Source organism: Chromobacterium sp. LK1, from assembly GCF_001043555.1.
Taxonomy (GTDB): Bacteria; Pseudomonadota; Gammaproteobacteria; order Burkholderiales; family Chromobacteriaceae; genus Chromobacterium; species Chromobacterium aquaticum.
The window spans coordinates 50,187-62,558 of sequence record NZ_LDUI01000039.1; the positions used below are offsets into that span (position 1 = coordinate 50,187).

13 protein-coding genes are annotated in these 12,372 nt (G+C 61.5%); all 13 read left to right on the forward strand.

The window, feature by feature from the left end; genetic code table 11:
* Positions 1-466: 466 nt before the first annotated feature.
* Positions 467-1,891: a cytochrome-c oxidase, cbb3-type subunit I gene (ccoN, locus tag VI26_RS17065; protein ID WP_048410957.1), complete on the forward strand. Its 1,425-nt coding sequence runs from the start codon at positions 467-469 to the stop codon at positions 1,889-1,891.
* A gap of 16 nt (positions 1,892-1,907) precedes the next feature.
* Positions 1,908-2,522 (forward strand): cytochrome-c oxidase, cbb3-type subunit II, encoded by a 615-nt coding sequence (gene ccoO / locus VI26_RS17070; protein WP_043632373.1) that lies wholly within the window; start codon positions 1,908-1,910, stop codon positions 2,520-2,522.
* A 3-nt stretch (positions 2,523-2,525) separates the two neighbouring features.
* The gene (locus VI26_RS17075; RefSeq protein ID WP_048410958.1) at positions 2,526-2,717 is read left to right on the forward strand and encodes a cbb3-type cytochrome c oxidase subunit 3; all 192 of its coding nucleotides are present in this window, start codon (positions 2,526-2,528) and stop codon (positions 2,715-2,717) included.
* Positions 2,714-3,631 (forward strand): cytochrome-c oxidase, cbb3-type subunit III, encoded by a 918-nt coding sequence (gene ccoP / locus VI26_RS17080; protein WP_048410959.1) that lies wholly within the window; start codon positions 2,714-2,716, stop codon positions 3,629-3,631. Before VI26_RS17075 ends, ccoP begins: the two co-directional genes overlap by 4 nt.
* 156 nt (positions 3,632-3,787) lie before the next feature.
* A complete protein-coding gene (gene ccoG, locus VI26_RS17085; protein WP_048410960.1) occupies positions 3,788-5,239 on the forward strand; it encodes a cytochrome c oxidase accessory protein CcoG in 1,452 nt (483 codons plus the stop codon).
* A 3-nt stretch (positions 5,240-5,242) separates the two neighbouring features.
* Complete coding sequence (locus VI26_RS17090; RefSeq protein ID WP_048410961.1) at positions 5,243-5,770, forward strand: FixH family protein; 528 nt, start codon at positions 5,243-5,245, stop codon at positions 5,768-5,770.
* Positions 5,770-6,189, forward strand: coding sequence for a YbaY family lipoprotein (locus VI26_RS17095; RefSeq protein WP_048410962.1), 420 nt, complete (start codon positions 5,770-5,772; stop codon positions 6,187-6,189). The genes VI26_RS17090 and VI26_RS17095 overlap by 1 nt, the downstream gene beginning before the upstream one ends.
* Before the next feature lie 448 nt (positions 6,190-6,637).
* Positions 6,638-8,014: a peptide MFS transporter gene (locus VI26_RS17100; protein ID WP_048410963.1), complete on the forward strand. Its 1,377-nt coding sequence runs from the start codon at positions 6,638-6,640 to the stop codon at positions 8,012-8,014.
* A gap of 177 nt (positions 8,015-8,191) precedes the next feature.
* Entirely contained in the window at positions 8,192-9,676 is a 1,485-nt protein-coding gene (locus VI26_RS17105; protein ID WP_048410964.1) for a glycosyltransferase family 39 protein, read from the forward strand.
* Position 9,677: 1 nt separating this feature from the next.
* Complete coding sequence (locus tag VI26_RS17110; protein ID WP_048410965.1) at positions 9,678-10,691, forward strand: glycosyltransferase family 2 protein; 1,014 nt, start codon at positions 9,678-9,680, stop codon at positions 10,689-10,691.
* Positions 10,688-11,098, forward strand: coding sequence for a GtrA family protein (locus VI26_RS17115; RefSeq protein WP_048410966.1), 411 nt, complete (start codon positions 10,688-10,690; stop codon positions 11,096-11,098). Before VI26_RS17110 ends, VI26_RS17115 begins: the two co-directional genes overlap by 4 nt.
* A 52-nt stretch (positions 11,099-11,150) precedes the next feature.
* The gene (locus VI26_RS17120; protein ID WP_048410967.1) at positions 11,151-11,975 is read left to right on the forward strand and encodes a ChbG/HpnK family deacetylase; all 825 of its coding nucleotides are present in this window, start codon (positions 11,151-11,153) and stop codon (positions 11,973-11,975) included.
* Between the two features lie 185 nt (positions 11,976-12,160).
* The coding region (locus tag VI26_RS23965; protein ID WP_156183924.1) for a transposase at positions 12,161-12,372 on the forward strand (212 nt) is incomplete at its 3' end.

A 12,372-nucleotide genomic window follows, 5' to 3' on the forward strand; every position in this document is an offset into this window, starting at 1 on the left:
CTGTAATCGTTGCAAAACCTTCTGATTTTAGCACTTCCTGCGCGGATACGCCGCGTTTTATGACATTTTGATCCAGGTCAAGAAGGCAAGCCCGATAGACAATACAATCTCGCCAGTAGCAACAGTATTTGCAAGAACTGTTGCGCTCGCTTGAGACATAAAAAAGACAAATAGGGAAAGCGACCTCCCCAGGCTTCCAAACTGGCCCGATATGGGTAATTGATTTAGAATGCCGGGTTAACTAAATGGGGAAATTGCGCTATCGCAATGCGGGATGAACTGCTAATACAGACATCGGAACCGCTGCGATACGGGTCAAGCGCTTGATTTTAAAAAAGTCGTTTTCCCTGCGGCTTCGCCTGGACACAGTCACATCAGTACAGATTGGGACAGTCGCCCGGACTTTCAAGCCGTCGATGGATAGATATGTCACGTTCTGAGTTAGCAACCTTGGAGAAAACCCTAAATGGAAACGCAATCCACTTATAACTATAAGGTGGTGCGCCAATTTGCCATCATGACCGTCGTGTGGGGCATTGTCGGCATGTTGGTGGGCGTCATCATTGCGGCCCAACTGGTATGGCCCGAATTGAACTTCGGGCCCTGGTTCCACTTCGGCCGCCTGCGTCCGCTGCACACCAACGCGGTCATCTTCGCCTTTGGCGGTTGCGGCCTGTTCGCCACCTCCTATTATGTGGTGCAACGCACCTGTAATGTCCGGCTGATCTCCGACAAGCTCGCCGCCTTCACCTTCTGGGCCTGGCAGCTGGTGATCGTGCTGGCGGCCATCACCCTGCCGCTGGGCCTGACCACCAGCAAGGAATACGCCGAGCTGGAATGGCCGATAAAAGTGCTGATCGCAGTGGTCTGGGTTGTTTACGCCATCGTTTTCTTCGGCACCATCGCCATCCGCAAGGTCAAGCACATCTACGTGGCCAACTGGTTCTACGGCGCCTTCATCCTGGCCGTGGCCCTGCTGCACATCGTCAACTCCGCCTTCGTGCCGGTATCGCTGTGGAAATCCTACTCCGCCTACTCCGGCGCCGTGGATGCCATGGTGCAATGGTGGTACGGCCATAACGCCGTGGGCTTCTTCCTGACCGCCGCCTTCCTGGGCATGATGTACTACTTCATCCCGAAACAGGCCGGCCGTCCGGTTTACTCCTATCGCCTGTCCGTGGTGCACTTCTGGGCGCTGATCTTCACCTATATGTGGGCGGGTCCTCACCACCTGCACTACACCAGCCTGCCGGACTGGACTCAATCTGTCGGCATGGTGTTCTCCCTGGTGCTGCTGGCTCCGAGCTGGGGCGGCATGATCAACGGCATCATGACCCTGTCCGGCGCCTGGCATAAGCTGCGCACCGACCCGGTGCTGAAGTTCCTGGTGGTATCGCTGTCCTTCTACGGCATGTCCACCTTCGAAGGCCCGATGATGTCGATCAAGACCGTCAACGCCTTGTCCCACTACACCGACTGGACCATCGGCCACGTGCACTCCGGCGCGCTGGGCTGGGTTGGCTTCATCACCATCGGTTCCCTGTACTACCTGATCCCGCGCCTGTTCGGCCGCGAATCCATGTTCAGCCTGAAACTGGTTGAAGCCCACTTCTGGCTCGCCACCGTCGGCGTGGTGCTGTACATCGCCGCGCTGTGGATCTCCGGCGTGACCCAGGGCCTGATGTGGCGCGCGCTGAACCCGGACGGCACCCTGACCTACGCCTTCGTTGAAGCGGTCAAGGCAACCTATCCGTACCACTTCGTGCGTCTGATCGGCGGCTTCCTGTACCTGCTCGGCATGTTCCTGATGGCCTACAACACCTTCCGCACCGTAACCGCGGGCCGTGCCGTAGACGCCAAGATCCCGGCCATCACCGCCCACGCTCACTGAGGCGCAAGGAATCATCATGGATAAGATTCAAAAACTGATCGAAGAGCACGTTGGTTATCTGATCGTGTTCACCCTGCTGGTCGTCAGCGTCGCCGGCCTGGTGGAAATCCTGCCGCTGGCCTTCCAGAAATCGACCACGCAGCCGGTGGCCGGCGTCAAGCCCTACACCGCCGTGCAGCTGGCCGGCCGCGACATCTACATCCGCGAAGGCTGCCACACCTGCCATACCCAGATGATCCGTCCGTTCCGCGCCGAGACCGAACGCTATGGCCACTACTCGGTGGCCGGCGAATCGGTGTACGACCACCCCTTCCTGTGGGGCTCCAAGCGCACCGGTCCCGACCTCGCCCGCGTGGGCGGCCGCTATTCCGACGAATGGCACCGCGTGCACCTGGTCAACCCGCGCGACGTGGTTCCCGAGTCGAATATGCCGGCCTTCCCGTGGCTGGCCAAGAATCTGGCCGACGCCGACAGCGTACCGACCAAGATGAAGGCTCTGCGTTTGGTTGGCGTCCCCTACACCGACAAAGACATCACCGAAGCCAAGGCCCAGGTGGAAGGCAAGTCGGAAATGGACGTGCTGGTCGCTTACCTGCAAGGCCTGGGCCTTGCCTTGAAAAACGTTCGTTAAGCCATGGACTGGGTAACCATCGGGCGCTCGCTGTTCACGGTAGTGTGCTTTGCATTCTTCATCGTGGTGCTGGGCATCGCCTACAGCAAGCGCTCCAAGAACCGGTATGAGGACGCGGCCAACCTGCCCTTCCTCGACGACGACAAGGTGCAGGAAGCAGAACAAGATCAAGCTTCCAACGGAGCAAGAAAATGAGTGATTTCGTGAGCGAATTCTGGAATATCTGGATTACCGTGATCGTGCTGGGCGGCCTGATCTGGCTGACCTATCTGGTCTTCTCGCAATCCAAGATCAAGGTGCAAAAGGGCGAACAGGTTGAGATCACCGGCCACGTGTGGGACGGCGACCTCTCCGAGTACAACCATCCGCTGCCGCGCTGGTGGATGCTGATGTTCTACGTGACCCTGGCTTTCGCCGTGGTCTACCTGATCCTGTACCCGGGCCTCGGCACCTGGAAAGGCGTGTTCAACTGGACCTCGGTGGACCAGTACAAGAAGGAACGCGCGCAGGCGGAGGCCAAGTATCAGCCGCTGTACGACCAGTTCCTGAAACAGGACGTCAAGGCCGTGGCCGCCGACCCCAAGGCTCAGGAAATGGGCAAGCGCCTGTTCCAGACCTACTGCGTGCAGTGCCACGGCTCTGACGCCCGCGGCGCCAAGGGCTTCCCCAACCTGACCGATAGCAAGTGGCTGTGGGGCGGCGAGGTGAAGGATATCCACACCACCATCTCCGAAGGCCGTCACGGCCAGATGCCGGCCTGGGGCGCCGCCTTCGGCGAGGAAAAGGTCAAGGATGTGGCCAACTACGTGCTGTCGCTGTCCAAGCGCAAGCATGACGCCGAGCGCGCCGCCCGCGGCAAGGAAACCTTCGCCACGGTCTGCGTCGCCTGTCACGGTCCGGACGGCAAGGGCAACCAGCAGCTTGGCGCGCCCAATCTGACCGACAACAACTGGCTGTACGGCGGTAGCGAGAAGACCATCATCGAGACCATCACCAACGGCCGCAACAACCAAATGCCGGCCTGGAAGGACTTCCTGGGCGAAGGCAAGGTGCATCTGCTGACCGCTTACGTCTGGGGCTTGTCCAACAACCCCAAGGCGCCGCAATAAGCCTGAACCGACATACTGCCCGCTCACGCGGGCAGTATTCTTTCACCCGGATGTTATATAATTTCATATAACATCTCGCCCACTGTCGCAGCCGCGCATTTCGCCAAGTCCATGCCATCCATGGCCTTGGTCAAATCCGCAGAGAAGGAAACGCCCATGTCCGATTCGCTCAAGGAAATCCCGATCAAGGTGGAACCGCCGCGTCCTAAAGGCCAGCAGCCCGACGATAGCGAGACCGTTTCTCTGTACGAATCGCATACCAAGATTTACCCGCGCGCGGCCAAAGGCCTGTTCAACAATCTGCGCGTGCTGTTCGTCATCGGCACCCAACTGGTCTTCCTCGGCCTGCCCTGGCTGAGCTGGAACGGGCGCCAGGCGCTGCACTTCGATCTGATCGAGCGCAAATTCCACCTGTTCGGCCTCACCATCTGGCCGCAGGACTTCGTCTACCTGGCCGCGCTGCTGATGTGCTGCGCTTTCGGCCTGTTCACCTGGACCACCATCGCCGGCCGGCTGTGGTGCGGCTACTCCTGTCCGCAGACGGTCTACACCGAAATCATGCTGTGGATAGAACAATGGGTGGAAGGCGACCGCAACAAGCGCATCAAGCTGGACAAGTCGCCGATGAGCTTGCGCAAATTCCGCATCAAGTTCACCAAGCACGCGCTGATGATCGTGTTCTCGCTGTGGACCGGCTTCACCCTGGTCGGCTACTTCACCCCGATCCGCGATCTGGTCGCCGCCGCGCCGCGCTTCGACTATGGACCGTGGGAAGCGTTCTGGATGTTCTTCTACGCCGGCTTCACCTATCTGCTGGCCAACTTCATGCGCGAACAGGTCTGCAAATACATGTGCCCGTACGCGCGCTTCCAGAGCGTGATGTTCGACGCCGACACCCTAATCATCTCCTACGATGAAAAGCGCGGCGAACCGCGCGGCGCGCGCAAGAAAGGCAGCGACCCGAAGGAACAGGGCCTGGGCTCCTGCATCAACTGCAGCATCTGCGTGCAAGTCTGCCCGGTGGGCATAGACATCCGCAACGGCCTGCAATACGAGTGCATAGGCTGCGCCGCCTGTATCGACGCCTGCGACGAAGTGATGGACAAGATGGCTTATCCGCGCGGCCTGATCCGCTACACCACGGAAAACGCGCTGGAAGGCAAATACCCGGAGAAAGCCATTGTTTCCCGGCTCAAGCGCCCGCGCGTGATACTGTACACTCTGGTGCTGGCCATCGTGATCGCCACCGCCATCGGCTCCATGCTGATGCGCAAGCCATTCAAGGTGGATGTGCTGCGCGACCGCGCCTCGCTGGTGCGTGAAACCGACGCCGGCTGGCTGGAAAACACTTATATCATTAAAATTATCAATACAACGGAACAGAAGCAGCATTTCAGGATCACAGCAACGGGTCTGCCCGGCCTGAAAGTGCAGGCGGATCGCGGCGATATCGCGGTGGCCGCCACCGGCAACACCGATGTCACCGTCCATGTGCAGGCCGATCCGCAATACGCGACCAAGGGCAGCCACGAGATCCGCTTCCTGATCGAGTCCATCAACAACCCTTCCCTGCAAGTGGAAGAGAAGTCCAGCTTCATCGGAGAGTAATGCATGCAGCACACCCACCCCGCTCCGCGTCCCTGGTACCGCGAACCCTGGCCCTGGATTCTGTTCGGCCTGCCGCTGATTTCCGTCATCGTCGGCGTGATGTTCCTCGCCACCGCGATCCGCACCGATGACGGCCTGGTCACAGACGACTACTACAAGAAGGGCAAGGCCATCAATATGGAGCTGCGCCGCGACAAGCAGGCCTTCAATATGGGCCTGAGCGCGCAGCTGATGGTGGGCTCGGACCAGCGCACGCTGCGCTTGATCACCACCAGCAAGGTGCCGCTGCCGGCGGTGATCAGCATGCGCATGGTGCACCCGGCCCAGGATGATTTCGATCAGCAAGTGGAAATGCGCCAGGCCGGCCCCAATCTCTACCAGGCCACGCTGCCGGCGGTGCCGGTCCAAGCCAACCACTGGTATATCCTGCTGGAAGACCAAGCCAAGCAATGGCGGCTGCAGGGTGAATGGAAGCCGGCCGAAGGCCAGACCGTGTCGCTTGGCCATCCCAATCTGGAGCCGGCGGACTGATGAAGCGACTCCTGAACCACGCCTTCGCCACGCTGGCGCTGGGCCTCGCACTGAGCGCCGCACAGGCCGGCGGTTTCGTGCCGGCCTATTTGAACGGCACCATCGCGCCGCAGCAGGAGGCCGCGCTGTCCCAGGCCAAGGACGTGCTGGTCAAAGTGCGCCTGCTGGACCAGAGCCGCCAGGACGCGCCGCCACAGCTGCTGGCCGAGCAGATCCTGGAAAAGCCGCGCCGCATCCCTGCGGATTTTTCGCTGTGTTATGACAAGCAGGCGATCAAGAACGACGGCCGCTATGTGATAGAGGGCCAGATCTTCGTCAACGGCGAACTGCGCTACAACAGCCGGAGCCAGACCCAAGTACTGGGCGCCGGCGCAGCCGAGCACCCACAACTACGCCTGGAAACCGTTGGCGCGAACTGAGCCGCTCCTCCCCATGCCGGCCCCGCCCAATCCAGGCGGGGCTTTTTCTTTGCCGGCGTTAACAGAAACCCTATGCCCAGTGTTGCTGTTTAGCCTCAGCGCCCAAGCTCGACTTCTTCCCGCCCGGCTACCGCCACCTCGTCCTGCCCAAACCACTTAAGCCCTTCAAACGGCGGGATTTTCGACAATAGCCCAGAGCCGAACCCTCATCGCGCTCATGTCATTTTACTGACAAATAAATATGACAAATAAAGACAGTTTGTGACGCATTTACTCTATAAATTACGATTGTATGGCAGTTATGCTTAAAAAATTTTCACATCCAAACATTTACTAGTTATTATCAAAAATTGCCTACAAAATCCAAGGCAAGTAAAAACTACAACAACACCTCACTCGATCTTGCTCGTTCAAGTGGTGTCACTCAAGTCACACAAGGAAATAATCTATGTCGACCACTTCGCATCCCAAGGGGCTCTATCTGCTTTTTGTGACCGAAATGTGGGAGCGCTTCAGCTATTACGGCATGCGCGCCATTTTCGTGCTGTTCATGATCAAGGCCCTGATGTTCGACAAGGCTCACGCCGCCGACATCTACGGCACTTATACCGGCCTGGTCTACCTGACTCCGTTGATCGGCGGCTACATCGCCGACCGCTACTGGGGCAACCGTCGCTCCATCCTGGTGGGCGGTGTGCTGATGGCCATCGGCCAATTCATGCTGTTCTTCTCCGGCTCGCTGCATGACAGCAATGTGCAGAGCGCCGCCTGGCTGCTATACGGCGGCCTGGGCATGCTGATCGCCGGCAACGGCCTGTTCAAGCCGAACATTTCCTCGATGGTGGGCCAGCTCTACCCCGCTGGCGACAAGCGCGTCGATTCCGCCTTCACCATCTTCTACATGGGCATCAACGCCGGCTCGCTGATCGCGCCGCTGGTCTGCGGCACCCTCGGCGACACCGGCCATCCGGCCGACTTCAAATGGGGCTTCATGGCCGCCGGCTTCGGCATGCTGCTGAGCCTGGTCATCTTCTCCCTGTTCAAGAACAAATACCTGGTGACCCCGGAAGGCAAGCCCATCGGCATGGCGCCCAAGCGTCACCACGATAGCGGTGAAAAAGTGGTGCACGCGCCGCTGACCCGCGTGGAAAAAGAGCGCCTGGCCGTGATCCTGATCGTGTCCGCCTTCGTGATCTTCTTCTGGTCCGCCTTCGAACAGGCCGGCGCCTCGCTGACCTTCTTCGCCGAAGAACAGACCAACCGCAACCTGCTCGGCTTCACCGTGCCGGCGTCCTACTTCCAGTCGGTCAACCCGATCTCGGTGGTGATCTTCGCGCCCATCTTCGCCATCATCTGGACCAAGCTGGGCAAGAACAACCGCGAGCCGAACTCGCCGGTGAAAATGGCGCTGGGTCTGTTCTTCCTGGCGCTGGGTTACCTGGTGATCGCTTTCGGCGTCGAGGGCCTGGAGCCGGGCGTCAAGGTCAGCATGCTGTGGCTGGTCAGCCTGTATGTGCTGCATACCTTCGGTGAACTGTGCCTGTCCCCTATCGGTCTGTCCCTGGTGGTGAAACTGTCTCCGGCCCGCTTCACCGGCCTGATGATGGGCATCTGGTTCCTGTCCAACGCCGCCGCCAACAAGTTCGCCGGCACGCTGTCGGAACTGTATCCGGACCCGAGCAAGCCGGTGCCGCACTTCCTCGGCTACGCCATCAACAATCTGCACGACTTCTTCATGCTGTTCGTGGCCATGGCCGGCGTAAGCTCGCTGGTGCTGTTCGCGCTGTCCTACAAGCTGAAGAAAATGATGCACGGCCTGCAATAAGCGCCGCGCGGCCCCGCAAGCCGGGGCTCAAGCAAGATCCCAAAGCCGGCCTCCGCCGGCTTTTCGCTTATTCCACCGCCAACACAGAATCGGGAAAAGGCTTTATCATACGGAGCTTCCGGCTCCCGACTCATACTCGCCGCCGCGCCCGCGCGCGCCGACGGCACCGCATCCCGAATGAAACTAGCTACCCTTCCCCGCTGGCAGCAATGCGGCATCGCCGTCTTGCTGCTGTTGCTGCTGCTCCGTCTCGTCGGCCTGTGGGCGATTCCGCTCACCGACACCACCGAGGCGCGCTATGGCGAAATCGCCCGTAAAATGCTGGAAACCGGCAATTGGGTGACCTTGTGGCACGACTACGGCATCCCGTTCTGGGCCAAGCCGCCGCTGTCCAGCTGGCTGTCCGCCGCCGGCATGGCGCTGTTCGGCGTCAATGAAACCGCGGCGCGCCTGCCCTCGCTGCTGCTCGCCATCGCCACCCTGGGCCTCAGCGCCCACTTGATGCGCCGCCGCAGCGGCGGCGACGCCGCCATGGCCGCCGCGCTGATCCTGGCCAGCGGCCTGCTCTTCCTCGGCGCCGCCGGCACGGTGATGACCGACCCGGCCTTGCTGTTCTGCGTGACGCTGAGCCAGGTCGCCTTCTGGCACGCGCTGGCGCGCGGCAGCCGCCGCTGGGGCTATGTCTTCTTCGCCGGCCTGGGCCTGGGCCTACTGGCCAAGGGGCCGCTGGCGGTGGTGCTGGTGGGCATGCCCATCTTCTTCTGGGTGCTGCTGCGCAATCAATGGCTGGCGCTGTGGCGCAGGCTGCCGTGGATCAGCGGCACCTTGCTGATGTTCGCCATCGCCGCGCCCTGGTATGCGCTGGCCGAACTGCGCACGCCCGGCTTTCTCGATTACTTCATCATGGGCGAACATGTCAGCCGCTTCCTGGACTCCGGCTGGAAAGGCGACAAATACGGCTTCGCCCACGCCACCCCGCGCGGCATGATCTGGCTGTACGCGCTGGGCGCTATCTTCCCCTGGTCCATCGCCATGCTGGCCTGGCTAGCGCGCCACGGCGCCAAGCTGCCGCGGCTCTACCGTGACGACGACGGCTGGCTGCTCTATCTGGCCCTATGGACGCTGATGACGCTGCTGTTCTTCACCATGTCCGGCAACATCATCTTCCCCTACTCGCTGCCGATGCTGCCCGGCTGCGCGCTGCTGTTCGCCGAACTGTGGCGGCGCGCGCGCGGCGGCGACGCGAAAAGCAGCGCGCTGCCGTGGATCGCCTCGATCGGCGGCGTGGTGCTGTTGGCGCTGCTGGCCTTCAACCATTACGACGGCAACCGCTACCTGCGCACCCAGAAACAAGTGATCGCCACCTGGCAGGCGCAAGACCCGAGCGCGGACAGCGCGCTGGTCTACTGGGCAGGCCGCCGCGAGTTCTCCGCCGAGTTCTATTCCCAAGGCCGCGCGCGCACCACGCTGGACCCGCAGCAACTGCGCGCCTGGCTGGCCGGCAAACCCGGCAGCTTCATCGTCAGCGACACCGGCGATCTTGAGCGGCTGCCCGCCGACATCCGCGCCCGCTTTGCCGAGCGCGCCCGCTTCAACATCATGGGCGACACCATGCTGCTGCTGGCCGACACCCCGCCGGCTGCGCCGATCGAGAGCAAATGAGATGAGCGACGCCTTCGTTCCCCCCTACCTGCTAGGCCTGCGCGCGCAAGAGCGCCCGGCCGATCCGCTGGTCTGCTGCATCGTGCCGGCCTATAACGAATCCGCCAACATCGTGCCGATGCTGCAAACCCTGCATCAGCTGCTCGCCGATGCCGGTTATCGCCATGAATTGATCGTCGTCGACGACGGCAGCCGCGACGACACCGTGGAACAGGTGCTGAGCCACAGCGCCGATCTGCCGGTGACGCTGATCCAGCTGTCGCGCAACTTCGGCAAGGAAATCGCGCTCACCGCCGGCATCGACCATGTGCGTGGCGATATCGCCGTGCTGATAGACAGCGATTTCCAGCACCCCCCGGAAATGGTGCCGGTATTCCTGGAAGAGTGGCGCAAGGGCTATGACATGGTCTACAGCGTACGCAGCAGCCGCGAAGACGAGCCGCTGGCCAAGCGCCTGTTCACCCGCGTCTTCTACCAACTGGCCAATAGCGGCAGCCGCCACAAGATGCCGGCCGACACCCAGGACTTCCGCGTGCTGGACCGCTGCGTGGTGGAAGCGCTGCGCCAGATGCCGGAGCGCAACCGCTTCATGAAGGGCATGTACCACTGGGTGGGCTTCACCCAGCGCCCGATGCCGACCCAGACCCGCGAGCGCCGCGCCGGGCAGAGCAGCTTCAACTACCGCCGGCTGCTGGATCTGGGCATTACCGGCCTCACCGCCTTCTCCAATATGCCGCTGCGCATCTGGACCGTGGTCGGCTGCCTGATTTCGCTGTGCGCCATAGGCTATGCCGGCTGGGAGCTGGTGCACACCCTGCTGTTCGGCAACCCGGTCAGCGGCTGGCCGACGCTGGCGGTGGCGATCAGCTTCCTCGGTGGCGTGCAGCTGCTGTCCATCGGCATTCTTGGCGAATACGTCGGCCGCATTTTCGACGAAGTCAAACAGCGTCCCACCTATCTGATCAGCCGCATCAGCGGCCGCCAGGGCGCGTCCGGCGCGAAGGACGCGGAATGAGCCGCGAGCTGTTCTGGTTCGGCGTGGTCGGCGTGTCCGCCATGCTGCTGCATTTCGGCGCGGTGGCCTGGGTGCTGGTGCCGCTGGGCATCGCGCCGCTGCTGGCCAATGTGCTGGGCTTCCTGATCGCCTTCCAGCTCAGTTACTGGGGCCATCGCCTGCAGACCTTCCGCGCCGCTCACATTCCGCACCGCCAGGCGCTGCCGCGCTTCTTCGGCGTCGCCTGCCTCAGCTTTCTCGTCAACGAGGCGATGTACGCGCTGTTGCTGCGCTTCACACCGCTGGATTACCGCGCCGCCCTGCTGCTGGTGCTGGTGGCGGTGGCGGTGCTGACCTTCGCGCTCAGCAAGCTGTGGGCGTTTCGCGGCCCGGCGCGGCCGCCGCGAAAACAGCACGGCCATTCTTGATTCCAGCACAATCGGATATAAAACTTTATCCGATTGCCAAGGTCACACCCCCATGACAAAACGATTGACACTCTGCGCCGACGACTTCGCCCAGTCCGACGCCATCAGCGCCGGTATCCTGGAGCTGCTGGCCGCTGGCCGCCTGTCCGCCACCAGCGTGATGAGCCAGGCGCCACGCTGGGCCAGTCACGCCGGCGAGCTGAAAGCCTTCGACGGCAAGGCCGACGTCGGCCTGCATTTCAACCTGAGCCATCCTTTCGGCGATCACGCCCGGCCCTTGTCGCACTGGCTGATGAAAAGCCAGCTGCGCCAGCTATCGCGCCCGATGCTGCGCGACGCGGCTGTCATGCAAATCGATCTGTTCCAGCAGCATTTCGGCCGACTGCCGGACTTCATCGACGGCCATCAACATGTGCATGCGCTGCCGGTGGTGCGCGACGCGCTGTTCGAAGCCGTCGCGCTGCGCTGGCAAGGCCGGCCGCTGCCCTATCTGCGCGCCCCCGACCGCCTCGGTCATCCCGGCGACAACCGGCTCAAGGCGCTGGTGCTGCGCAGCGTCAGCACCGGCTTCGACGACGGCGCGCAAGAGCACGGCTTCTGCACCACGCCCTGGTTCGGCGGCATGTACTCGCTGACGCCGCAGGCCGACTTCGCCGGGTTGATGCAGCAATGGCTGGCCCGCACGCCGGACCGCGGACTGATCATGTGCCATCCCGGCCACCCGGCCCAAGACAAGGACGACCCGATCGCCGCGACGCGAGACAAGGAATTCCGCTTCCTCGGCAGTCAGGCCTTCGCCGATCTTTGCGCGCAATACGGCGTGGAACTGGTCCGCTTCGACAACGCCGCACCGACGCCCACCCCGCTGGCGGCCTAAGAACCTGTTTACGATCTGCCACGCGTCGTGGAGGGTGACACGGTGAGTACGGCTTCAGAATGCTCATGAACCACTTGTACATTCCGCTTTTTCACTCGTTTTCGCCTTGTATCGCTCTTGCTCGCGAGACTTTGAACAGGCTCTAAGAACCTGTTTACGATCTTTTTGTAAGCGATAATGGGCTAGTGAAGAGAAAATCCTACCCAAGCGACATTAGTCGAGAAAAGTTTGCTCAGATAGAGCCGCTGCTGCGTGGCGTTCGACGTAACACCAAACCGGTACAGCTGGATCTGTATGAAGTGTTCTGCGCTGTGCTCTATCTTCTGCGCACAGGTTGTCAGTGGCGCTATCTACCGCCTGACTTTCCCAAGTGGCAGAACGTCTATGCGTATTGGCG